Source organism: Aminobacter sp. 01T433 (assembly GCF_056398585.1).
In genome coordinates this window covers 24,722-47,056 of the sequence record NZ_JBFTPR010000001.1, presented here as the reverse complement: position 1 = coordinate 47,056, position 22,335 = coordinate 24,722, and the positions used below count along the sequence as shown (strand labels likewise).

19 protein-coding genes are annotated in these 22,335 nt (G+C 63.5%); 11 read left to right on the top strand and 8 right to left on the bottom strand.

What is annotated here, in order from left to right:
- Positions 1 to 64: 64 nt before the first annotated feature.
- Positions 65 to 892, bottom strand: coding sequence for a ferredoxin--NADP reductase (locus tag AC1DLV_RS00220; protein WP_476784237.1), 828 nt, complete (start codon positions 890 to 892; stop codon positions 65 to 67).
- A gap of 186 nt (positions 893 to 1,078) precedes the next feature.
- Here AC1DLV_RS00220 and AC1DLV_RS00215 point away from each other — a divergent pair, with 186 nt between their 5' ends.
- Both AC1DLV_RS00215 and AC1DLV_RS00210 read left to right on the top strand, forming a co-directional pair.
- A complete protein-coding gene (locus AC1DLV_RS00215; protein WP_476800549.1) occupies positions 1,079 to 3,148 on the top strand; it encodes a hydantoinase/oxoprolinase family protein in 2,070 nt (689 codons plus the stop codon).
- A 241-nt stretch (positions 3,149 to 3,389) separates the two neighbouring features.
- Positions 3,390 to 5,123, top strand: coding sequence for a hydantoinase B/oxoprolinase family protein (locus tag AC1DLV_RS00210; RefSeq protein ID WP_476800550.1), 1,734 nt, complete (start codon positions 3,390 to 3,392; stop codon positions 5,121 to 5,123).
- 184 nt (positions 5,124 to 5,307) lie between these two features.
- Here the strand turns inward: AC1DLV_RS00210 and AC1DLV_RS00205 are convergent, their stop codons facing one another.
- From AC1DLV_RS00205 to AC1DLV_RS00180, 6 genes are all read right to left on the bottom strand, one after another.
- Complete coding sequence (locus AC1DLV_RS00205) at positions 5,308 to 6,306, bottom strand: ABC transporter ATP-binding protein (RefSeq protein ID WP_476800551.1); 999 nt, start codon at positions 6,304 to 6,306, stop codon at positions 5,308 to 5,310.
- Positions 6,307 to 6,322: 16 nt separating this feature from the next.
- Positions 6,323 to 7,387 carry a Gfo/Idh/MocA family protein gene (locus tag AC1DLV_RS00200; RefSeq protein WP_476800552.1) on the bottom strand — a complete coding sequence of 355 codons (1,065 nt, stop codon included), beginning with the start codon at positions 7,385 to 7,387 and terminating at the stop codon, positions 6,323 to 6,325.
- Complete coding sequence (locus AC1DLV_RS00195; RefSeq protein ID WP_476800553.1) at positions 7,384 to 8,223, bottom strand: carbohydrate ABC transporter permease; 840 nt, start codon at positions 8,221 to 8,223, stop codon at positions 7,384 to 7,386. Before AC1DLV_RS00195 ends, AC1DLV_RS00200 begins: the two co-directional genes overlap by 4 nt.
- Positions 8,224 to 8,230: 7 nt before the next feature.
- Positions 8,231 to 9,172 carry a carbohydrate ABC transporter permease gene (locus AC1DLV_RS00190; protein ID WP_476800554.1) on the bottom strand — a complete coding sequence of 314 codons (942 nt, stop codon included), beginning with the start codon at positions 9,170 to 9,172 and terminating at the stop codon, positions 8,231 to 8,233.
- A 217-nt stretch (positions 9,173 to 9,389) separates the two neighbouring features.
- Positions 9,390 to 10,649 (bottom strand): ABC transporter substrate-binding protein, encoded by a 1,260-nt coding sequence (locus tag AC1DLV_RS00185; RefSeq protein ID WP_476800555.1) that lies wholly within the window; start codon positions 10,647 to 10,649, stop codon positions 9,390 to 9,392.
- Between the two features lie 33 nt (positions 10,650 to 10,682).
- A complete protein-coding gene (locus AC1DLV_RS00180; RefSeq protein ID WP_476800556.1) occupies positions 10,683 to 11,597 on the bottom strand; it encodes an N-acetylmuramic acid 6-phosphate etherase in 915 nt (304 codons plus the stop codon).
- 197 nt (positions 11,598 to 11,794) lie between these two features.
- On the opposite strand from AC1DLV_RS00180, the gene AC1DLV_RS00175 reads away from it, so the two are divergent.
- From AC1DLV_RS00175 to nagA, 4 genes are read left to right on the top strand one after another with little or no spacing between them, the layout of a single operon-like run.
- Complete coding sequence (locus AC1DLV_RS00175) at positions 11,795 to 12,676, top strand: glucosamine kinase nucleotide-binding domain-containing protein (RefSeq protein ID WP_476800557.1); 882 nt, start codon at positions 11,795 to 11,797, stop codon at positions 12,674 to 12,676.
- Entirely contained in the window at positions 12,669 to 13,457 is a 789-nt protein-coding gene (locus AC1DLV_RS00170) for a GntR family transcriptional regulator (protein WP_476800558.1), read from the top strand. Before AC1DLV_RS00175 ends, AC1DLV_RS00170 begins: the two co-directional genes overlap by 8 nt.
- 14 nt (positions 13,458 to 13,471) lie before the next feature.
- Entirely contained in the window at positions 13,472 to 14,485 is a 1,014-nt protein-coding gene (locus tag AC1DLV_RS00165) for an SIS domain-containing protein (RefSeq protein WP_476800597.1), read from the top strand.
- Complete coding sequence (gene nagA / locus AC1DLV_RS00160; RefSeq protein ID WP_476800559.1) at positions 14,482 to 15,639, top strand: N-acetylglucosamine-6-phosphate deacetylase; 1,158 nt, start codon at positions 14,482 to 14,484, stop codon at positions 15,637 to 15,639. Before AC1DLV_RS00165 ends, nagA begins: the two co-directional genes overlap by 4 nt.
- A gap of 151 nt (positions 15,640 to 15,790) precedes the next feature.
- Here the strand turns inward: nagA and rpe are convergent, their stop codons facing one another.
- The gene (gene rpe, locus AC1DLV_RS00155) at positions 15,791 to 16,465 is read right to left on the bottom strand and encodes a ribulose-phosphate 3-epimerase (protein ID WP_476800560.1); all 675 of its coding nucleotides are present in this window, start codon (positions 16,463 to 16,465) and stop codon (positions 15,791 to 15,793) included.
- Between the two features lie 253 nt (positions 16,466 to 16,718).
- Here rpe and AC1DLV_RS00150 point away from each other — a divergent pair, with 253 nt between their 5' ends.
- The 5 genes from AC1DLV_RS00150 (at position 16,719) to AC1DLV_RS00130 (ending at position 22,310) form a co-directional block, all read left to right on the top strand.
- Positions 16,719 to 17,744 (top strand): substrate-binding domain-containing protein, encoded by a 1,026-nt coding sequence (locus tag AC1DLV_RS00150; RefSeq protein WP_476800561.1) that lies wholly within the window; start codon positions 16,719 to 16,721, stop codon positions 17,742 to 17,744.
- A gap of 72 nt (positions 17,745 to 17,816) precedes the next feature.
- Entirely contained in the window at positions 17,817 to 19,322 is a 1,506-nt protein-coding gene (locus tag AC1DLV_RS00145; RefSeq protein WP_476800562.1) for a sugar ABC transporter ATP-binding protein, read from the top strand.
- Positions 19,319 to 20,311, top strand: a complete 993-nt coding sequence (locus AC1DLV_RS00140; protein ID WP_476800563.1) for an ABC transporter permease — start codon at positions 19,319 to 19,321, stop codon at positions 20,309 to 20,311. Before AC1DLV_RS00145 ends, AC1DLV_RS00140 begins: the two co-directional genes overlap by 4 nt.
- Positions 20,308 to 21,300: an ABC transporter permease gene (locus AC1DLV_RS00135; RefSeq protein ID WP_476800564.1), complete on the top strand. Its 993-nt coding sequence runs from the start codon at positions 20,308 to 20,310 to the stop codon at positions 21,298 to 21,300. Before AC1DLV_RS00140 ends, AC1DLV_RS00135 begins: the two co-directional genes overlap by 4 nt.
- The gene (locus tag AC1DLV_RS00130; RefSeq protein ID WP_476800565.1) at positions 21,297 to 22,310 is read left to right on the top strand and encodes a LacI family DNA-binding transcriptional regulator; all 1,014 of its coding nucleotides are present in this window, start codon (positions 21,297 to 21,299) and stop codon (positions 22,308 to 22,310) included. Before AC1DLV_RS00135 ends, AC1DLV_RS00130 begins: the two co-directional genes overlap by 4 nt.
- The last annotated feature ends 25 nt before the right edge of the window (positions 22,311 to 22,335 follow it).

Below are 22,335 nucleotides of genomic sequence, written 5' to 3'. Positions count from 1 at the left end.
GGGAATAGGGCAGTAGGTCAATTTACTGCCTTACTGCCCTATTCCCCTACTGCCCTGGCTTACGTCAGCCGACGAAGGCGCGCTCGACGACGAAGGTGCCCGGCTCGTTGAGTGAGCCTTCGACAAAGCCGAGGCTCTCGGCCAGTTCCTTGACGTCCTTGAGCATGTGCATCGAGCCGCAGATCATGATGCGGTCGGTGGCAGGGTCGAGCTTTTCAATGCCGAGATCGGAATAGAACTTGCCCGACGAGATCAGTGCCGTGATGCGGCCCATGCGCTCGGAGGTTTCGCGCGTCGTCGAGTTGTAAAGCGTGACGCGGCCATGGGTCAGCTCGCCGATCAGCGGGTCGTTTTCGAGATTGGCGACCAGTTCCTGGCCATAGGCCAGCTCGGCAACATCGCGGCAGGTGTGGGTGAGCACGACATGCTCGTAGCGCTCATAGGTGTCGGGGTCGCGCAGCAGGCTGGCGAAGGGCGCGATGCCGGTGCCGGTCGAGATCATGAACAGGCGCTTGCCCGGGGTCAGCGCGTCGAGAACCAGCGTGCCGGTCGACTTCTGGCGCATCAGCACGGTGTCGCCGGGCTCGATCTTCTGAAGCTCAGAGGTCAGCGGACCGTCCGGCACCTTGATCGAGAAGAATTCAAGTTCGTCGTCCCAGGACGGGCTCGCCACCGAATAGGCGCGGAAGACCGGCTTTTCGGCATTGGGCAGGCCGATCATGACAAATTCGCCCGAACGGAAGCGCAGCGACTGCGGCCGGGTGATGCGGAAGGCAAACAGGCGATCAGTATAATGCTTCACCGAAACCACCGTTTCGGCATAAACATTGGCAGGGATAGGGAACTGGAGCGGCTTTGCGTCGACCGTCTTCAGCGCTGCTGCGGTGTTCATCGATCAAACCTCTCGCCAAGCGCGGGCGGCTGTTTTTCACCGGCGCGCTGCGGAAATACAGGCAAAATGTGGAGCCTTGTTCAGCCCATTAATTAGTATACAAATGATCTCAGCGTCAAGATTGTGGCCTAAAACGCCTTTCTAAACTGGCACATGATCGTAGTCCGGGCTTTTCGGGATTAGTCCATGGACGAGAAAATTCCCGCAATGGCGGGAAATGTCGTGGCGGGCATCGACGTGGGCGGGACCTTTACCGACCTGCTGCTGATCGACGGTGCCAACAATGGCGCGGTCCATATCGCCAAGACACCGACGACGGTCGAAAACCAGGCACATGGCGTGATCGCAGCGCTCGCTGTAACCGGCTTTCCCATCGCCGATATCGACCTCATCGTGCATGGCACGACGACCACCACCAATGCCGTGCTGGAGCGGCGGCTGGCTCGGACCGGCATGATCACCACGCGCGGTTTTCGCGACGTGATCGAACTCGGCCGGCGCACGCGGCCGCAGGCTTACGGCATGACTGGCGTTTTCGTGCCGGTGATCCCGCGCAATCTCAGGCTTGAAGTCTCCGAGCGCGTCGAAGCCTCGGGACATGTGCGCGAGCCGCTGGACGAGGACGGCCTGCGCAAGGCGGTGGCCGAGCTTCTCGCGGCGGGCTGCGAAGCGCTGGTCATCCACTTCCTGCATTCCTATGCCAATCCGGCACATGAACGACGCGCAGCCGAGATCGCCGCCGAGCTTTGGCCCAACAGCCACATCACGACCGGGCATTCACTGCTTTCGGAGGCGCGCGAATTCGAACGCGGGGTCACCGCATCGGTCAATGCGGCGGTGCAGCCGATCCTCGAACGCTACGTGGCGCGGCTGCGCGACGAGCTTGCGACACGCGGCTATGGCAGCGATTTCCTGATCATGAACGGCAATGGCGGCATGATCTCGGCACGGTTCGTCACCCGCGAGGCAGCCAAGACCGTGATGTCAGGCCCGGCCTCGGGCGTCATCGCCGCCGCCTATACAGGCCGGCGCGCCGGCTTTGAAAACCTCGTCACCTACGACATGGGCGGCACATCGACCGACGTGGCGCTGATCCTCAACGCGGAGCCTGCGGTATCGAACGAGATCGAGATCGAATATGCGATGCCGATCCATGTGCCGATGGTCGCGGTCCATACTGTAGGTGCGGGCGGCGGTTCGATCGCGCGCGTCGACGCTTCCGGGCTGATCCAGGTCGGGCCGGAGAGTGCCGGGGCCAATCCCGGACCGATCTGCTATGGCCGCGGCGGCACCGAGCCTACCATCACCGACGCCAATCTGGTGCTCGGACGGCTCTCCCCGAAAAAGCTGCTGGCGGTCGACAATCCGGTGACTGTGGAAGCGGTACGGAAAATCTTCGAAGACAGGATCGGCAAGGCGACCGGGCTGGACGGGACGGCTGCGGCAGGAGCGGTGCTCAGGCTCGGCAACATCAAGATGGCCGGGGCCATCCGCATGGTGTCGGTGTCGCGCGGCCATGACCCGCGCGATTTCACGCTGTTTGCCTTCGGTGGTGCTGGACCGCTGCATGCCTCGGCGCTGGCCCGCGAACTTGGCCTGCCGCGCGTGCTGGTGCCGGCTAGGCCGGGCATCACCAATGCGCTCGGCTGCGTCGTTGCCGACCTGCGCCATGACTTCGTCAACACGCTCAACCAGCCGGTGGCGATGCTCGATGAAAAACGCGTCCGCGAGGTGCTGGCGCGCCATCGAGCGGAAGGCGAGGCACTGATCGCGAAGGAGGCGATCCGGCCCCAGAGCATCCGCGTCAGCCACTCGGCCGACATGCAGTTCGTCGGCCAAACCCACATCATCAACGTGCCGCTGCCATCGCCCGATATCGATCGCGCCACCCTGCAGGGCCTGTTCGAAAAGGCCTATTTCGCCCGCTTCAAGGTCGAGCTGCCGGAAATCCGCGCCAATCTCGTCAATCTCAACACCTCGGTGACAGGCGTGCGCCCCGACGTCGACCTCAGCCGGCTGATCGATCCGGCTGGACGGGCGTCGACCTTGGATGGTGCGCTGCGCGAGATACGTCCGGTGTGGTTCGAAGGCACCTGGCATGACACGCCTGTCTATGAGCGCGAAAAGCTGCCGCTGGATGCTATTTTTGACGGACCTGCGATCCTTGAGCAGATGGACGCGACGACCGTGCTGGAGCCGGGCGACCGGGCTCGCTCGGACCGGGATGGCAACATCATCGTCGAGGTGGGGAGATGATGGTCGTTCTGTCACGAACTACTGAAAGCACCCCCACCCCTAACCCCTGCCCACAAGGGGGAGGGGAATCTTGCGGCATCGATCCCGAACCTTCAGTTGTCTGGAGCCAAGCGACGACGAGGACATTCCCCTCCCCCTTGTGGGCAGGGGTTAGGGGTGGGGGTAAACGGCGGGAAGGGCCGGCCACGATCATGGCTCCCTTCCACTCCCCGACCTGCTCCGCGGCGAGCGAGGTCGTTCCATGACCCTCGACGCCATCACCCTTTCCGTCATCCAGGCAGCGCTGCAGCAGACCTGCGATGAGATGGACCTGACATTCTCACGCGCCGCGTTTTCGCCCGTCATCGCCGAGGCCAACGACCGCTCCGACGGCATCTATTCGGCGGTCGACGGCGCGCTGATCGCGCAGGGCTCGCAAGGCCTGCCGGTGTTTGTCGGCGTCATGCAGTATTCGACGAAAACGATCATCGAGATGATCGCTGACGGCCGCTGCCGGCCGCCTGAGGAAGGCGACGTCTACATCGTCAACGACCCCTATCTCGGCGGCACGCATCTGATGGATGTGCGTTTCGCCATGCCGGTGTGGCGCCAAGGCAAAATCTTTTGCTGGCTGTCGAACACCGGCCACTGGCCCGACATAGGCGGGTCGGTGCCGGGCGGCTTTTCTGCTTCCGCGACGGCCGTCGAGCAGGAAGGCCTGCGCCTGCCGCCGGTCAAGCTGTTCAAGAAAGGGGCGATGGACCCCGAGATCTACGCCATCATCTGCTCGAACATCCGGGTCGCCGACCAGCGCATCGGCGACATCAGGGCGCAGGCGGCTGCACTTTATGTCGGGCAAGACAGGCTGTTCCAGATTCTGGATCGTTACGGAGATGAAACGGTTTTAGAGGCGATTGCCGAATTGCGCCGGCGCGCGGCGGAGCAGATGCGGGCGCATATCTCAGCCCTGCCCGACGGCACGTATCAATCGAGCGCATTTGTCGATTCCGACGGCGTGGTCGATGCACCGCTGACCATTGCGCTCTCGATCGAAAAGGCCCGAGACACGCTCACCTTCGACTTTTCCGGCTCGTCCAAACCCTGCGCCGGGCCGATGAACAGCGTGCTGGCAACGACCTTGTCGTCGGTCTATCTCGCCATGCGCCACATCTTCCCCGATGTACCGATAAGTGCCGGCGCCTTCGAGCCGCTCCACATCAAGCGTCCTGAAGGCACATTCCTCGATGCGCGCTATCCCAGGCCCGTTTCGGGCTGCGCGGCGGAGGTGTCGCAGCGCATCGCGGAAGCCGTCTTCGCAGCGATGGTGCAGGCAACGCCCGACAAGGTGACAGCGTCGCCAGCCGGCTCGAGCGGCAATTTCGCGCTTGGCGGCCATGATCCCGCACGCGGCCGCGACTATGTCATGTACCAGATCTCAGGCGGCGGTTATGGCGGCAATGCCGGCCATGACGGGCTGTCGAACGGCTGCTCGACCATCGGCATTTCGAAGTCGCCGCCGGTCGAGATCATGGAACAGGCCTATCCGGTGCTCTACCGCCAATACGCGCTGCGGGAAGGCTCAGGGGGTGCAGGAAAACAGCGCGGCGGCTTCGGCCTCGCCTACGAAATCGAACTGTTGCGCGGCGAGGCACGCGCGTCCTTCGTCATGGACCATGGCCGCTTTGGCCCGCAGGGCGCATTGGGCGGCCAGGATGGCGCGGTGAATACCGTCACGGTGTTTCGAAACGGGCAGCCGCATGTGCCGCCGCATCTGTCGAAAGAGCAGGACATTCCGCTCAAGGCAGGCGACCGTGTGCTCGTCGGCACGCCCGGCGGCGGCGGCTATGGCGATCCGTTCTTACGCGACCCGGAATTGGTGCTGCGCGATGTCGGGCTGGGGTACTACACCCGCGAGCAGGCGGCGCAGATGTTCGGGGTGGTGGTTGGAGATGGCGGCGTGGACAGCGCGGCGATGGAACACCTGAGGCGGCAATAGCCCCTCTCCGGCTCGCTTCGCTCGCCACCTCTCCCCCACTTGGTGGGGGCGAGGAACCGAGTTCTGGCAGGTTGCGCCCTTCGAGATTGGCGTTTCCTCGCCCCATGAAATGGGGAGAGGTGGCACGGCGAAGCCGTGACGGAGAGGGGGGTTAGTCGCCCTTCTCGCGCCGCAAAATCAATCGTCAGCCCACCGCCCTGCCATCAGCGTCGAAGCGGTAGGTCCGTGCCGCGTCGGGCGTGGCATAGAGCGTGGCACCGGGGCCGGTCTGGTATTCGCCAAACAGGCGAATGGTGATCAAACCGGCCTTTTCGGTTTCCAGGAACACGTTGGTGTCGGCGCCGAGATGTTCGGCGTGAATGACAGTGCCCTTCCAGGCGCCAGCTGTATCGCTGACCAGAATATGCTCGGGGCGGACGCCGACGGTCTTGGCGGTTTCGCCGAGGCGGGCACCGTCGATGAAGTTCATCTTGGGCGAGCCGATGAAGCCGGCGACGAAAAGATTAGCCGGCTGGTTGTAAAGCTCCATCGGTGCACCGACCTGCTCGACGCGACCACCATTGAGCACAACGATGCGGTCGGCGAGCGTCATGGCCTCGACCTGGTCGTGTGTGACGTAGACCATCGTCGCCTTGAGCCGGTGGTGCAGCTGGGCGATCTCCAGGCGCGTGTTGACGCGAAGTGCGGCATCGAGGTTCGACAGCGGCTCGTCGAACAAGAACAGCTTTGGCTCGCGCACCAAAGCGCGGCCGATGGCGACGCGCTGGCGCTGGCCGCCGGACAGTTCGGCCGGGCGGCGCTTGAGATAGGGCTCAAGCGACAGCATGGCCGAGGACGCTGCGATGCGCTGGTCGATCTCGGCGGTGGGCGTCCCGGCCTGCTTGAGGCCGAGGCTCATATTGTCGCGCACGGTGAGGTGCGGATAAAGCGCGTAGGTCTGGAACACCATGGCGATGCCGCGCTTGGACGGCGGCGTGTTGGTGACCTTTTGGCCGTCGATCAGCACGTCGCCAGACGTTGCGTCCTCAAGGCCGGCGATAATGCGCAACAGCGTCGACTTTCCGCAGCCCGAGGGGCCGACAAAAACGACGAACTCGCCGTCCTTGACCTCGAGGTCGATGCCTTTCAGCACGTCGACCGGGCCGAAGGACTTCTTGACGTTTTCGATCTTGAGAGATCCCACAGGCTATTCCCTCTCTTTAAAGCTTGACGGGCAGGCCGGTGCGGACGCTTTCGTCGGCTGCCAGGCACACGCGCAATGATTTGACGGCGTCATCCATGTGACGGGTAAGGTCGATGTCCTCGCGGATCGCCTTGAGCACGAAGGCCTGCTCGCGGTCGCACAGTCCCTGGTGGCCGGGCTCGTCCTTCATCGACAGATCTTCGTCGGCACGCAGGAAATGGCCGTCGGCGCCGAGGTCGGCGCGATGGACCCGGATCATGCTGGTCTTGGTGTGGGAATCGACGTCGTCCGACTTGGTAGTCGCCTCATTGACCACGATCGACACGCTGCCCTTGGGCGAAATGACGTCCTTCACGAAGAAGGCCGTCTCCGACATCATCGGGCCCCAGCCGGCTTCGTACCAGCCGACCGAACCGTCGGCGAACAGCACCTGGAGATGGCCGTAATTGTACATCGCCGGGTCGATCTCGTCGGTCATGCGCAAGCCCATGCCGCGCACTTCGACCGGATCGGCGTCGGTGATCTGGCACATGACGTCTAGATAATGCACGCCGCAGTCGACGATCGGCGAGGTCGTCTTCATCAGTTGCTTGTGGGTGTCCCACTTGTGGCCGGAAGACTGCTGGTTGAGGTTCATGCGGAAGACGTAAGGGCCACCCAGCGCACGTGCTTCGGCGATCATCCGCATCCAGGAGGGGTGATGGCGCAGGATGTAGCCGATGACCAGCTTGCGGCCATTGGCCTTGGCGCAAGCCACGACGCGCTCGGCGTCGGCGACGGTGGTTGCCAGCGGCTTTTCCAAAAAGACGTGGCAGCCGGCCTCAAGCGCCATGACGGCGTAGTCGGCGTGGCTGTCGGAATAGGTGTTGATCGACGCGACGTCGGGCTTCAACTCGCGGATCGCGTCCTCGAAGGAACGCTGGATCGTGTAACCCTCCATGCCCGCCGGCAGCGGTACGTCGGAACGGTTGACCAGGGCCGCGATCTCGAAGCCGGGGTTGTTGTGATAGGCGAGCGCGTGGCTACGGCCCATGTTGCCGAGGCCGGCTACGACGACGCGAAGGGGCTTTTGTGTAGTCACTTGACGGCTCCGGAAGTGATACCGCGGATCAATTGCCGCGAGAAGAAGAAGTAGAGGACCAGCACCGGCAGGATGGCGAGCGAGAGCGCTGCCAGCACGGCATTCCAGTTGGTGACGAACTGGCCGATGAAGACCTGGGCGCCAAGGGTGACGGTCTTGGTCGCTTCTGACGGCGCCAGGATCAGCGGGAACCACAGGTCGTTCCAGATCGGGATCATGGTGAAGACGGCGACGGTGGCCATCGCCGGGCGGATCAATGGCAGCACAAGGCGAAAGAAGATGCGGTATTCGCTGAGACCGTCGATGCGCCCGGCGTTCTTGAGGTCATCCGACACCTGTTTCATGAATTCGGACAGGATGAAGACGGCGAGCGGCAGGCCCTGTGCCGTGTAGACCAGCACAAGTGCGGTCCGCGTGTTGACCAGCCCGGATGCCACCATCAGCTGCAGGATGGCGACCGTGCCAAGGCGGATCGGGATCATGATGCCGAGGGCCAGGTACAGGCCCATCATCGTGTTGCCCTTGAAGCGGTATTCCGACAGCGCGAACGCTGCCATGGCGCCGAACAACAGCACGAAGAACAGCGAGGCGACTGTGACGATCAGGCTGTTTTGGAAATACTGGATGAAGTCGCCCTGCGCCATCACCGTCTTGTAGCCGATGAGGTCGAAGGTCTCGGTGGTCGGCAGCGACAAGGGCGAACGGAAGATGGCGTTGCGCGACTTGAACGAGTTGACGACGATGACCAGCACCGGAAACAACGCGATGACCGTGTAGGTCAGCAGCACCGCATGTGCGCCGATGCTGCGTGGCAGGGATGTGGCAGCCTTGCTCATGACGCCCTCAGAACTGGTAGCGGCGCAGCCGCGTCTGGATAAGGAACAGATAGAGGCACACGCCAGCGAGGATGATGAAGAACATCATCGAGGCGATGGTGGCGCCCATGTTGGGGTCGCCGATCTGCAGCTGGAAGCCGAAGAAGGTGCGGTAGAGGAACGTACCCAGAATGTCGGTGGCGTAGTTGGGACCTGCGAGCGCGCCCTGTGCTGAATAGATCAGGTCGAAGGCATTGAAGTTGCCGACGAAGGTGAGGATCGAGATGATGCCGATGGAGGGCAGGATCAGCGGCAGCTTGATCTTCCAGAACTGGGAGAAGCCGGTGACGCCGTCGCATTCGGCCGCTTCGATGACCTCTTCGGGGATCGACAGCATGGCGGCGTAGATCAGCATCATCGGGATGCCGACGAACTGCCACACCGAGATCAGGCCGAGCGTGGTCAGCGCGTATTCTTCCTTGCCAAGCCACGGCACGAACAGGCTTTTCAGACCGATAAGGTCGAGCAGATTGGGCGCAACACCCCAGAGCGGGCTCAGGATCAGCTTCCAGGCGAAACCGACGATGACGAAGGACAGGATGGTGGGGATGAAGATGGCCGTTCGGTAGAAGGCCGAAAAGCGGAGCCTGGGGCTCGACAGCAGGGCCGCGAGCACGATGCCGATCGGATTCTGCACCACCATGTGGATGATGAAGAACCAGGTGTTGTTGCCCAGCGCGTTCCAGAACGACGCCGCCCAGCGCGGATCGCCAAACAGCGTGCGGAAATTGTCGAAGCCGGAGAACACCTGCGCGTTGTCGATGTTGCGGAACAGCGACAGCTGCAGGGTGCCGAAGAGCGGCAGGATCATCACGGCGGTGTAGACCAGCAGTGCCGGCGCCAGGAAAACGGCGATATGCCAGCGCGTCGGTCTCTTGTCTTGGCTATGCTCTAGGCTTTGCTCCGACATCTCAAATTCCCTGGCCCGGCCGTTCAGGGCCGTTGATCTGACTTGCGAGGATGGACCTCTGCGGTGCCTCCCGCCAACGGCAGTCGGAAGCAGTAGCGCATCTTTGGGCGCTATCGTTCAACCCCTCAATTCGATTCCGCGAGGTTCGAAGTCGCAAGGGGATGGAGAGCGCCGCCGAACGGGCGCCCTCCGGAGCGAGCATCAAGCCCGCTGCATCTTACTTAGCCGGCTTGAACCAGCTGTCGAGGCCCTTCTGCAGCTCGGCAGCAGCGGCTTCCGGGGTCTCCGTGCCGTTGATGACGTTGGCCGACTTGACCCAGGTCTCGTTTTCGAGGTTCGGCGTGCCGCGCGACAGAACCTGATAGGTCGAGCGGATCGTCGGCTTGCACTTCTCGCGCCAGGAGACGAACTCCTGAGCCAGCGGATCTTCCATCTTCACCGCAGCCGAATTCAGGCTGAAGAAGCCCGGCAGCGCATTGGCATAGATGGTCGCGAATTCAGGCGAAGCCACCCATGTCAGGAAGGTCTTTGCGGCATCGGCGTTCGGGCTCTTGGCGTTGAGGCCAAGGCCGATGTCGTTGTGGTCGGAGATGTAGCAGGTGTCGCCAGCCTTCTGGACCGGCGGCGGGAAGGCACCCATCTTGAACTGAGCCTGGGTGTTGAAGGTCGAGATCTCCCACGAGCCGGCCGGGTAGATGGCGGCGCGGCCGAGCGTGAAGAGGTTCTGGCTGTCCGGATAGGTCTGGGCTTCGAAACCGTCGCCGAGATAAGGCTTCCACTTGGCGAGCGTCGCAAAAGGCGCGACCCACTGCGCATCGGTCAGCTTCTGCTCGCCCTTCATCAGCGCCAGACGGCCTTCTTCGCCCTTCCAGTAGTTCGGGCCGATGTTCTGGTAGCCCATGGTCGCGGCTTCCCAGAGATCCTTGGTGCCCATCGCCATCGGGATGAAGTTGCCGTCAGCCTTGATCTTGTCGAGGGCTGCGAAGAACTCGGCTTCGGTCGCCGGCACGGCGATGCCGAGCTTTTCGAAGGCATCCTTGTTGTAGATGAAGCCATGGATGACGGAGGCCATCGGCACGCAGAAGCTCGCCTTGCCATCGTCGGTCTGCCAGGCGGACTTGGCAACATTGGAGAAATTCTCCATGCCGGCAAGGGTGGTCAGATCGGCGAGCTGGCCCTTCTTGTAGAGCTCGAGCGAGGCATCGAAAGGACGGCAGGTGATCAGATCACCAGCCGAGCCAGCGTCGAGCTTGGCGTTGAGCGAGGCGTTGTACTCGGTCGGAGCCGTCGGCGCGAACACCACCTTGATGCCGGGGTTCTTGGCTTCGAACGCCGGGATCAGCTTTTCCTGCCAGATGGCGAGGTCGTCATTGCGCCAGCTTTCGATGGTCAGCGTCTTGTCCTGGGCGAGCGCGATCCCGGCAGAGCCGAGAATGCTGGACGCCATCAGTAGTCCAGTAAGCAACCTGTGTTTCATTTCCATTCTCCCTGTTTACTTTCCCTCGGGCCTCTACTGATGAGAGCCTCTGCTCCCCTCGAGCTTCGACAGTGCGGACCGGAGTTTCTGGTCCGCCCCATCCAGAAGTTGGTTTGCCGCCTCGGGGCTTGCCGCGCCCGAAGCCAAAAGGATCGCCATTTTCACCGAGCCGCCGCTCTTTTCGAGCAGGCTTTTCGCCGTGGCGGTGCCGCAGCCGGCAATTTCAGAAACGATGCCCGCGGCGCGCTCGTGCAGCTTCAGATTGTCGGCGTGGAGATTGACCATGTAGCCGTCATGGACATGGCCGAGATGGACCGCGGCAAGCGTCGACATCATGTTGAGGGCGATCTTCTGCGCGGTACCAGCGCCCATGCGGGTCGAGCCGGCAACGACTTCCGGCGGCGTCGCCAGCAGCACGGAAATCTCGGCGAGATCAAACATCGGCGCGCCGGCATTGTTGGCGAAGGCGATCGTCGCCGCACCCCGGCGCCTGGCCTTGTTGAGCGCGCCCATCGCATAGGGCGTCGAGCCGCTGGCGGAAATGGCAATCAGGCAGTCGCCAGCCTCAAGACCGGTCGCAGCGACATCGCGCTCGGCCTGGTCGGCATCGTCTTCTGGCCCACCGGCCAGATTGACCAGCGCCTCGGTACCGCCAGCCAGCAGGATGAACACGCGCTCACGCGGAATGCCGAACGTACCGGGAAGCTCAAGCGCGTCAGCCAGCGCCATGAGGCCGGAACTGCCCGCAGCAGCATAGACAAGACGGCCTCCGGCGGCGAGGCAAGCAGCAACCTTTGCGGCGGCTTGAGCGATTTCGGGGATGGCAGCGTGGACAGTGCGGGCAGCTTCGACCTGGGCATCCGCAAGCAAGCGGAGAACGGAATCGGGCGCCTGGGCATCAATGCCCCCGGCATCCTTGTGCACCGCTTCTGTACGCCTTGGCGCCATTCTGTCTCTCCCTTTCGCCGACAATACCAAAAAAATACCACTTGTCCAGCGGCGTTAACAAATTCCTTTGCTGCAGCGCAAGGCAGATCGAAAAATCTATACAATTCAATCGAATGCGGATTCCGATCCGGCGGCCGGAATTTAAAGCTTGGCTATTGGTATTTTATTGGTATTATCGGTGGCGAGGAGAAAACGCCGTGGATCTTGTGCTCGGGATAGATGGTGGCGGCACCGGCTGCCGGGCCGCACTGGCCACCCAAACCGGCGACATCTTGGGTCGCGGACGAGGTGGGCCGGCCAACATCCGCACCGACCTTGCTGGTGCTTGTGACAATATCGTTGAGGCCGCCCGCCTGGCATTCATCGACGCCGGCCGCGACCCCGCATTGATCGCTTCGAGCGACGCCGTGCTTGGCCTCGCCGGCGCCAATGTCGGCGACTACAAGCAGCGGCTCGAAGCCATGCTGCCGTTCCGAAACAGCGCTGTCGAAAACGATTCTCTGATCTCGCTGGAGGGCGCGCTCGGCGCGCATGACGGCGCCATCGCAGCCCTTGGAACCGGCACCGTTTACCTCGCACGCCAGCAAGGACAGCTGCGTCCGATCGGCGGCTGGGGGTTTCAGGTCGGCGATCTCGGCAGCGGCGCACGCATCGGTCGCGACCTGCTACAGGAAACGTTGCTCGTCTACGACAAGATCCATGCTGGTTCGACGTTGACCGACATCATGCTCGAGCGTTTCAACGGCAACCCAAGCGACATCGTCGAGTTCACCACCGCAGCCAAACCCAGCGACTACGGCACATTCGCGCCAATGGTGTTCGAACACGCCGCCAAAGGCGACGCCGTCGGCCAAAAACTGGTCGAGCGCGCGGTTTTCGACGTCGAGGAAACGCTTGCGGTTTTCGACCTGTCGTCTCCCCAGCGGCTTTGCCTTCTTGGCGGGCTCGCCGGCCTCTATGCGCCACTGCTGTCAAAACGCTATCGCGCGATCATGCATCCACCGCTGCAGGACGCACTCGGAGGTGCCGTGATGATGGCGGCAAAAAGATTCGGCAAGGCGGGAGCCAGCCATGGATGATACCGCCGAACGCATTTTCGCTGCCCTGCGCGACGTCACCCAAAGTGGCGCACCGCTTTATCTCCAGCTTAAGAAGAACATCGAAGAAGCGGTCAAGCGCGGGCTGATCGGCCCCGGCGACGCCCTGCCTTCGGAACGCGATATCGCAGCCCAGGCCGACATCTCGCGCGTCACCGTACGCAAGGCGGTGCAGGATCTGGTCAAGTCGGGCGTGCTGGTCCAGCGCCACGGTTCGGGCACCTTCGTTGCACCGCGCATGGAACGCGTCGAGCAGTCGCTGTCGCGACTGACATCGTTCACCGAAGACATGGCCCGGCGCGGCATGGCGGCCCGTTCGCAATGGCTCGACCGTGGCGTCTACCCGCCTTCTCCAGACGAGATGATGGTGCTTGGGCTGTCGGCCAGCGAGCTGGTGTCACGGCTGAGCCGCCTGCGCATCGCCGACGAAACACCCTTGGCGATCGAGCGCGCGGCCATCTCGGCTTCGGTGCTCGCCGACCCTCGTGAAGTCACATCTTCGCTCTATATGGCACTGGGCAAGACTGGCCACCGGCCGGTGCGTGCCGTACAGCGCATCTCGGCGGTCAATCTCGGCGAGGCCGAGGCTAAGCTGCTGCTGGTGCCGGCTGGCTCGGCCTGTCTGCAGATCGAGCGCATCTCATACCTTGCCAGCGGCAAGGTGATCGAGTTCACCAAGTCGATCTATCGTGGCGACGCCTATGATTTCGTCGCCGAACTAAGGCTACCTGGCCCGGATGGGCAAGAAGGAGACATTGCTTGAACGCGACAACGCACATGCGGCGCGAAATCGCCGAAATCCCCGAGGCCACAGCGCGCCTGCTCGAAGGTTCCGCCAAGGAACTCGCCGAAACCGGCCTGCACCTCAAGAGCGCGGCACCGCGCTTCATCACCACTGTGGCACGCGGCTCGTCCGACCACGCGGCCTCCTTCCTCAAATACGCCATCGAACTGACCGCGGGACTTCCCGTGGCTTCGATCGGCCCGTCGATCTCGTCGATCTACGGCGCCAAGCTCAAGCTCGCCGACTCGGCCTGCCTTGCCATTTCGCAGTCGGGCAAAAGCCCCGACATCGTTGCCATGGCCGAAGGCGCGCGCGCCGGCGGCGCGCTGACGATTGCCTTGACCAACACCGCCGGCTCGCCGCTGGCGGTCGCGTCCGACCATGCCATCGACATCCTTGCCGGCACCGAAAAGAGCGTGGCGGCGACCAAGACCTTCGTCAACTCGGCGGTCGCCGGCCTTGCCATACTTGGCCACTGGACCGGCGACGACAAGCTGCTCGACGCGCTCAAGGCCCTGCCCGGCTACTTTGCCCAGGCGGTCGACTGCGACTGGATGGGCATCGCCGACGAGCTGAGGGACGACACCAACTCGCTGTTCATCCTCGGCCGTGGCCCGTCCTTTGCCATCGCCAACGAGGCAGCACTGAAGTTCAAGGAAACCTGCGCCATGCACGCGGAATCCTACAGTGCCGCTGAAGTGATGCACGGCCCGCTGGCGCTGGTGCGGCCGGGCTTCCCGGTGCTGGCGCTTGCCGCCCGCGACGCCTCCGAGCCATCGATCGCCGAAGCAGCCGACGGGCTTGCCGCGCGCGGTGCCGCCATCCACATCACCTCGGCATTGGCCAAGCAAGCCAAGGTGCTGCCGCATGTCGCCACCGGCCACCCGCTGACCGATCCGCTGATGCTGATCGCCTCCTTCTACGGCTTCGTCGAGGCATTTGCCCGCCATCGCGGCCTCGACCCCGACAGCCCGCGAAACCTGCGGAAAGTGACCGAAACGATATGACCAATCGTTTTGCCATAGGTGCGGCACGAATCTTCGACGGAGAGGCGTGGCATGAAGATGCCGCGCTGATCGTCATCGACGGGCTGGTCGAGGGCATCGTCAAGCGCGCCGCCGTGCCGGCTGGCGTTGCTGTCACCGATGGCGGCGCCATGCTCGTCCCCGGCTTCATCGACCTTCAGGTCAATGGCGGCGGCGGGCTGATGCTCAACGACAAGCCTGACGTCGACACGCTCGACATCATCTGCAAGGCGCAGATGCCGTTCGGCACCACAGCAGTGCTGCCGACGCTGATCACCGACACGCCCGAGATCACGCGCGCGACGATCGCGGCAGGTGCCGATGCGGCGAAAAGGAAGGTCCCGGGCTTCCTCGGGCTACATCTCGAAGGGCCACATTTGTCGCTCGCCCGCAAGGGCGCGCATGATCCCAGGCTGATCCACCCGATGGACGAGGCGGAGCAGGCAGCCCTGATCGCCGCGCGCTCGACGATGCCGGTACTTTTGACCACTGTGGCGACGGAATCGGTCACCCCGGCTCAGGTCAAGGCGCTGGCCGACGCCGGCATCGTGGTCAGCCTCGGCCACACCGACACGAACTATCGCACGGCAAAGCAATATGCCGAGGCGGGTGCCACGATGGCAACGCATCTGTTCAACGCGATGAGCCAGATCGGCAATCGCGAACCGGGCCTTGCCGGTGCCGCTGTCGATATCGGGACGTTCTCGGCCGGCCTGATCGCCGACGGCATCCATGTCGACCCGGCAACGATGGCCATCGCGCTGCGCGCCAAGAATGGCCCGGCCCGCATCTTCTTGGTCACCGACGCCATGGCGACGATCGGCACCGACATGAAGTCGTTTGTGTTGAACGGTAGGACCATCAAGCGCGAAAACGGCCGCCTGACGCTGGAAGACGGCACGCTTGCGGGCGCTGATCTCGACATGATCTCTGCGGTGCGCTTCATGCACGAAAAGATCGGCATGGAGCTCGGCGAAGCGCTGCGCATGGCCTCGCTCTATCCGGCCGAAGCTGTCGGCCAGGACAAGCATCTCGGCCGCCTGCTCAAGGGCTTTGCCGCCAACATCGTCCAGCTCACCGACACGCTTGCCGTGTCGGGCACCTGGATCGACGGCAACAAGGTGTTTGCGGCTTAGGTCGCTTCCGCCAAGCTCCGAGCTGCCCCTCATCCCCTGCCGGACCTTCTCCCCGTAATGACGGGGAGAAGGAGGATAGCGGCAACGCTGACGCCCCCCTCGCCCCGTTCTTCACGGGGAGAAGGTAAGGGTGAGGGGCGAGTTCTCTAGCTCAGATCGCAGCCTTGTCAGCAGCCGCGCGGATCGCCTCGATATTCGCGGCATAGGCCAAAGGCCCGCCCTTGAACACGGCATTGCCGGCGACCAGCACATTGGCGCCGGCAGCGGTGACCAGCGGTGCGGTTTCGGCGGTGACACCACCATCGATCTCGATGTCGATCGGGCGATTGCCGATCATCGCCTTGACCCGCTTGACCTTGTCGATGACCGCCGGAATGAAGGCTTGGCCGCCAAAGCCCGGATTGACGGTCATCAAAAGCACGAGGTCGAGCCGGTCGAGCACATATTCGATCACCGATTCCGGCGTCGATGGATTGAGCGACACACCCGCCTTCTTGCCCAGATTGCGGATGGTCTGCAGCGAGCGGTCGAGATGCGGGCCGGCCTCGGCATGCACCGTGATGATGTCGCAGCCGGCGTCGGCGAAGGCGGCAAGGTAAGGGTCGGCGGGCGTGATCATCAGATGGCAATCGAACACCTTGTCGGTGCGGTTGCGGATCGCCTTGATAACAGGCGGGCCGAAGGTGATGTTGGGGACGAAATGGCCGTCCATGACGTCGAGATGGATCCAGTCGGCGCCAGCGGCGACGATTGCCTCGACCTCGTCACCGAGTTTGGAGAAGTCCGACGACAGCACCGAAGGCGCGATAAGGGTCTTGTTGCTCACGTTCAGGCCTTTCCGAAGGATGCAGAGCGATTTTCCGGTCTGCCTAATCTCCGACGCCGTCATTGTCGAGACATATGCGCCCGAGCCGGTTGGCTTTGCCAAGCAAAGGCTGCGCCAGCAACCCGGCGGCCATCGCCCAGCACCTCATTTTGACACACTCGAAATTCCGAAAACCCTTGAAAAATGGCGATTGAAATCGATTACATTTTCTGACTATCATCTGATGCAGCAGTTTTTGCATCGGGAGGAATTCATGAAGAAATTTGCAGCATTTGCCTTAACCACCGTCGCGGCGTTGGCCGTATCGGCGTTTTCGACCCAGGCGGCCGACTTCAAGATCGGCCTGTCGAATGGCTGGGTCGGCAGCGAGTGGCGCACGCAGATGATCGAGCAGGCGCAGGCCGCGGCCGCCGCCTGGAAGGACAAGGGCGTCAATGTCGAGGTCGTTGTGCAGAGCGCCAATGTCGACGTGCCCGGCCAGATCGCGCATGTCCGCAACTTCATCAGCGAGGGCGTCAACGCCATCATCATCAATCCGAACAGCCCCACCGCGTTCGATCCGGTCTTCGCCCAGGCCAAGGAAGCCGGCATCCTGGTGATCTCGACCGACGCCGAAGTGTCGTCGCCCGACGCCACCTATGTCGGCATCGACCAGAAGGCATGGGGTGCTGCGGGCGCCAAGTGGCTCGCTGAAACGCTCGGCGGCAAGGGCAATGTCGTTGCCATCAACGGCGTCGCCGGCCACCCGGCCAACGAGATGCGCGTCGCCGGCTACAAGGAAGTGTTCGGCCAGTACCCGGACATCAAGATCGTCAATGAAGTCAACGCCAACTGGGATCAGGCGCAGGGCCAGCAGGCGATGCAGAACCTGCTCGCCACCAACCCCGACATCAACGGCGTTTGGGTGCAGGACGGCATGGCAGCGGGTGCCTGGAAGTCGATCATCGATGCCAAGAAGCAGTCGTCGATCGCCGCCACCGGCGAAATCCGCAAGGACTTCATCGACCTGTGGGTCAAGGACAAGCTGAACTCCGGCGCTTCGGTGAACCCGCCCGGCGTCATGGCCAGCGCGCTCAACGTCGCCGTCCTGATGCTCCAGGGCAAGGAACTGAAGGAGCCGGCAACGGCTGGCCAGTACAAGAACGCCATGTACCTGCCGATCCCGTTCATCGACTCCAAGAACGTCGATCAGGCCGCCAAGGAACTGGAAGGCAAGCCGGGCTACTTCTCCTATACCACCCAGCTTTCCATCGAAGACGCCGAGAAGCTCTTCAAGTAAGCTTCCTCCCAAGCCGGGGGCGCGTGCCGAGCAGGCGCCCCCGGACCGACCTTGTCCAGGGAAGCCACCACCATGTCTAAAATTGAGCTCCGCGGCGTAAGCAAAGCTTACGGCGCCACCCTTGCCTTACGCCGCGGCGACCTTTCGATCGACGCCGGCGAGGTGCATGTGCTGATCGGCTCGAACGGTTCGGGCAAGAGCACGCTGTGCAAGGTCCTTGCGGGCAGCGTCCGGCCGGACGGCGGCGAGATATTGATCGACGGCAAGCCCGTCACCATCACCGGCCCACGTTCGGCGCGCGACCACGGCATCGGCATCTTCTACCAGGAACTCAGCCTCGCCGCTCACCGCACGGTCGCGGAAAACATCTGCCTTCCGGACCTGCCCACCACTCGCGCGGGCTTTGTCGATCGCGCAGCGCTGGAGGCCCGCGCCGCACGCTATATCGCCTTGTTCGACACCGTCTCGGGCGACAGCTTTGCCGCCGACACCACCGTCGAGAACCTGCGCGCCGACCAGCGCCAGCTGGTCGAGATCATGAAAGCGCTGGCAACCGAGGCACCCGTCATCATCTTCGACGAACCGACCTCCGCACTAGATCGCGCCCAGGTCGACCGCTTCTTCGAAATCCTGCGCGAGCTGAAGTCACAAGGCCGCAGCATCATCTTCATCTCGCACCGCATGGACGAGATCTTCGCCATCGGCGACCGCGTCACCGTCATCCGCGACGGCGAGACAGTGGGCACCGAAAAGATCACTGAGACCAACCCGGCATCGGTGATCCGCATGATGGTCGGCGGCCAGGACGAACTCGCCGCCGGCAACGGCGCGCCGCCCGCTGCCGTTGCCGCCGGGCGGCCAAATGTGCTGACTGTGAAAGGTCTTTCCGGCAAGGGTTTCGCCCATGTCGGCTTCGAGGTCGCCAAGGGCGAGATCCTCGGCTTTGGCGGGCTGCATGGCCAGGGCCAGTCGGCGGTGCTGCGCGCCATCTTCGGCGTCAACCCGGTCGCCTCGGGCGAAATCATGCTCAACGGCACGCCGTTCGCGGCCAAGAACCCGCGCGATGCGATCCGGCGCGGCTGCGCCTATGTCTCGGGCGACCGTGGCCGCGACGGCGTCATTTCGGGCCGGCCAATCCTCGAGAACGTCACGCCGATCCATTATCTCAGGCAGAAGCTTTTCCTCGCCAGGCCATCGGCACTGGCGGAGCGGGTGAAGCCGGCACTCGAGGCGCTGCACACCAAGTTTGGCGGGCTCAGCCACCCGATCAATTCGCTATCGGGCGGCAACCAGCAGAAAATCGTCATCGCGCGCTGGCTGATCGACCGTCCCGACGTTCTGCTGCTCGACGATCCGACAAAGGGCATCGACCTCTCGGCCAAGGCGGACCTGTTTGCGCTGATCCGCAAGCTCGCCGCCGAGGGGCTGGGCATCGTGCTCTATTCCTCCGAGGACGCCGAGCTGCTCAACAACGCCGACCGCATCCTCGTCTTCAATGGCGGCGCGGTGCGGCGCGAACTCACCGGCGCGGATCGCACGCGCTACAATCTCTACCAGGCAGCTTACGAGGCCGCGTGATGACCGCCGCGACCCTTCCCACGCAAAAACCGGGCGGCGGGCTCAAACGCCTCGTCGAACGCTATCCCCTCCTGCCAGCACTGCTGATCGCGCTGGTGCTGCTCGCGCTCAACGGCCTTTACCAGCCGCGCAGTGTCAGCTTCATCGGCATCACCGGGCTGGTGAAGACCTATCTCGCGCTGATGCTTCTCGCCGTCGCCCAGACCTATGTCGTCTATGCCGGCGACATCGACCTGTCGGTCGGCGCCATCGTGTCGCTGGTCAATGTCGTCATCGTCGTGATGATGGAAAAGATGGGCGGCAGCGGCTTTTCCCTTGTCGCCGCCCTTGGTGTCGGCCTGCTCACCGGCCTTGCCTGCGGCATCGTCAACGGCATCGTGGTCGCGGCACTTCGGCTGCAGGCGATCGTTGCCACCTTCGCCACCAGCATCTTCTTCACCGGCCTGGCACTCTACGTCATGCCGGTCGCCGGCACGCCGGCACCCGCAACTTTCTGGCGCACCTATGGCGGACGTTTCTTCGAAATCCCTTTCGTCTTCTACGCAGCGGTGGTGTTGGCCGTCGTGCTCTATCTGCTCGCCCGCACCCGGCTGTCGACGCAGTTGCTGGCGGTCGGCGATGACGCGCAAGCCGCATTCCAGAGCGGCCTGCCCGTCACCAGGATCCGCATCCAGGGCTATGCGCTGTGCGGCCTGTTTGCAGCGCTTGCCGCCTTTTGCATCACCGGCGACACGGCCAGCGGCGACCCGCTGGTCGGCGGCAAGATGACCCTGTTTTCGGTGGCAGCCGTGGTGCTTGGCGGCAGTGCGCTTTCGGGCGGCTTCGGCACCGTCGTCGGCTCGATCATCGGCGCGCTGATCATCGGCCTCATCAACTCGCTCGTCTTCTTCGTCGGCACGCCGTCGGAATGGCAGAACCTGGTTCAGGGCCTCGCCATACTGGTGGCGCTGATGGCAGGCGTCCTCGTTGGCAGGAGGGCGCGCGCATGACCGCCACCACGCAGACACCTTCGGCACCCGCCCCCTCGCCCGTGCTGACCTTCCTCAAGCAGCCGCTGGTCGTGGCGCTCATCCTGATCGCAGCACTGCTGCTGCTCGGCGAAGTGTTGTCGCCGGGTTTCGCCTCGGGCCAGCAGATCCTCAGGCTTTTGATCGTCGCAGCCCTGCTCGGCATCGTCGCCGCCGGCCAGAACCTCGTCATACTGGGTGGCCGTGAGGGCATCGACCTGTCGGTTGGCGGGGTGATCTCGCTCAGCGCCATCATCGCCGGCAACGTCATGAACGGTGCTGACAGCGCCATCCTGCCGGCGGTGCTCGCCTGCATGGCGGCCGGTGCTGTGATCGGCCTGATCAACGGCCTCGGCGTCACGCTCCTGCGCATTCCGCCACTGGTGATGACGCTCGGCATGCTCGGCGTGCTGCAGGGCCTTCTGGTCGTCGTGCGCAACGGCATCCCGTCCGGTTTTGCCGCCCCCGGCCTTTCGCGCTTCGTCACCCAGCCCTTCCTGCTTGGCCTGCCCGGCATCATCTGGCTGTGGGTGGCGATCGGACTGCTGATGGCCTTCATGCTCGGCCGCACCGTCTACGGCCATCGCATCTATGCCATCGGCTCGAATGAGCAGGCCGCCCACATGGCCGGCGTGCCGGTCAGGCGCATGCGCATTTCGCTGTTCATGCTGTCGGGCGTGTTCGCGTCCCTCACCGGCATCTGCCTGCTTGGCTATTCGGGCTCGTCCTTCGCCAATGTCGGCGAGCAATACATGCTGGCCTCGATCATCGCCGTGGTCTTCGGCGGCACGCCGCTGTCGGGCGGCAAGGGCGGCTACACCGGCACCATGGCGGGTGCCGTGCTGCTGGTCATCCTGCAGGGCATCCTGACCACCGTGCATATCGACGAATCCGGGCGGCAGATGGTGTTCGGCGCCACGCTTCTGCTGCTGATGCTGTTTTACGGCCGCGGACGGGCAATGCGCGGATGAACGACCGTCCCAAGATCAAGGACATCGCCGAGCGGCTGGGCGTTTCCGCGGCCACCGTTTCGCGTGCGCTCTCCGACAGCGGGCTCGTGGCCGAGCCGACGCTGAGCCGCATCCGCGATCTGGCGCGTGAGATGAACTACCGGCCCAATGTCAGTGCACGAAACCTGCGCACCCAAAAGGCGATGGCGGTGCTGATGGTGGTGCGCGACGTCGGCAACCCGTTCTATCTGGAAATCCTGAAGGGCGTCGAAGCCACGGCGCGCGCCGCCGGCTACTCGGTTCTGATGGGCAATACCGAAAATGATTCCGACCGCGAGGTCGAATATTTCGACATGCTGCGCGACGGCCATGCCGATGGCATGATCCTGATGACCGGCAAGCTTCCTGAGCGCGAGGGCTTCCTTGCCAGCATCGCCGACGCCCCCATCGTGGTCGCGCTCGAAGCGATCGAGAACGCCGGCTTTCCGCATGTGCTGATCGACAATGAAGGGGCCGCGCAAAACGCCGTCGAACATCTGATCGGCCTCGGCCACAGGCGTATCGCCCATATCTCCGGCCCGGTGCCGGAGATCATGAGCATCCATCGCCGCGACGGCTATCGCAAGGCGCTGGCCGCTGCCGGCCTGCCCATCCCGGATGGCTACGAACCGGTCGGCGACTATCTGCTGCACACCGGCCAGCGCCTTTGCCAGGCGCTGTTCGAACTGCCTGAGCCACCCACGGCGATCTTCGTTGCCAATGACGAGATGGCCTTCGGCGTCATCCACCAGTTACGCAAGCTCGGGCTCGACGTGCCGGGCGACGTCTCGGTCGTCGGCTTCGACGACCTGTTCCTGAGCGAGGCTTTCTATCCGCCGCTGACCACCGTCAGCCAGCCGCGCACCGAGATCGGCCGCGCCGCCATGACCATGCTGCTCGACATGCTGTCGGGCGGGCTCACACCGCGCCAGCCGGTGACGATGCCGACGACGCTCAAGATACGCGGCACCACTGCGCCAGCGGCCAGATGATTTCATACCCCAGAATTTCATACCC

Coding starts and splice junctions, on each gene's coding strand:
- AC1DLV_RS00220 (WP_476784237.1), bottom strand. CDS start 892: ATGAACACCGCAGCAGCGCTGAAGACGGTCGACGCAAAGCCGCTCCAG.
- AC1DLV_RS00215 (WP_476800549.1), top strand. CDS start 1,079: ATGGACGAGAAAATTCCCGCAATGGCGGGAAATGTCGTGGCGGGCATC.
- AC1DLV_RS00210 (WP_476800550.1), top strand. CDS start 3,390: ATGACCCTCGACGCCATCACCCTTTCCGTCATCCAGGCAGCGCTGCAG.
- AC1DLV_RS00195 (WP_476800553.1), bottom strand. CDS start 8,223: ATGAGCAAGGCTGCCACATCCCTGCCACGCAGCATCGGCGCACATGCG.
- AC1DLV_RS00190 (WP_476800554.1), bottom strand. CDS start 9,172: ATGTCGGAGCAAAGCCTAGAGCATAGCCAAGACAAGAGACCGACGCGC.
- AC1DLV_RS00185 (WP_476800555.1), bottom strand. CDS start 10,649: ATGAAACACAGGTTGCTTACTGGACTACTGATGGCGTCCAGCATTCTC.
- AC1DLV_RS00180 (WP_476800556.1), bottom strand. CDS start 11,597: ATGGCGCCAAGGCGTACAGAAGCGGTGCACAAGGATGCCGGGGGCATT.
- AC1DLV_RS00170 (WP_476800558.1), top strand. CDS start 12,669: ATGGATGATACCGCCGAACGCATTTTCGCTGCCCTGCGCGACGTCACC.
- AC1DLV_RS00165 (WP_476800597.1), top strand. CDS start 13,472: ATGCGGCGCGAAATCGCCGAAATCCCCGAGGCCACAGCGCGCCTGCTC.
- nagA (WP_476800559.1), top strand. CDS start 14,482: ATGACCAATCGTTTTGCCATAGGTGCGGCACGAATCTTCGACGGAGAG.
- AC1DLV_RS00150 (WP_476800561.1), top strand. CDS start 16,719: ATGAAGAAATTTGCAGCATTTGCCTTAACCACCGTCGCGGCGTTGGCC.
- AC1DLV_RS00145 (WP_476800562.1), top strand. CDS start 17,817: ATGTCTAAAATTGAGCTCCGCGGCGTAAGCAAAGCTTACGGCGCCACC.
- AC1DLV_RS00135 (WP_476800564.1), top strand. CDS start 20,308: ATGACCGCCACCACGCAGACACCTTCGGCACCCGCCCCCTCGCCCGTG.
- AC1DLV_RS00130 (WP_476800565.1), top strand. CDS start 21,297: ATGAACGACCGTCCCAAGATCAAGGACATCGCCGAGCGGCTGGGCGTT.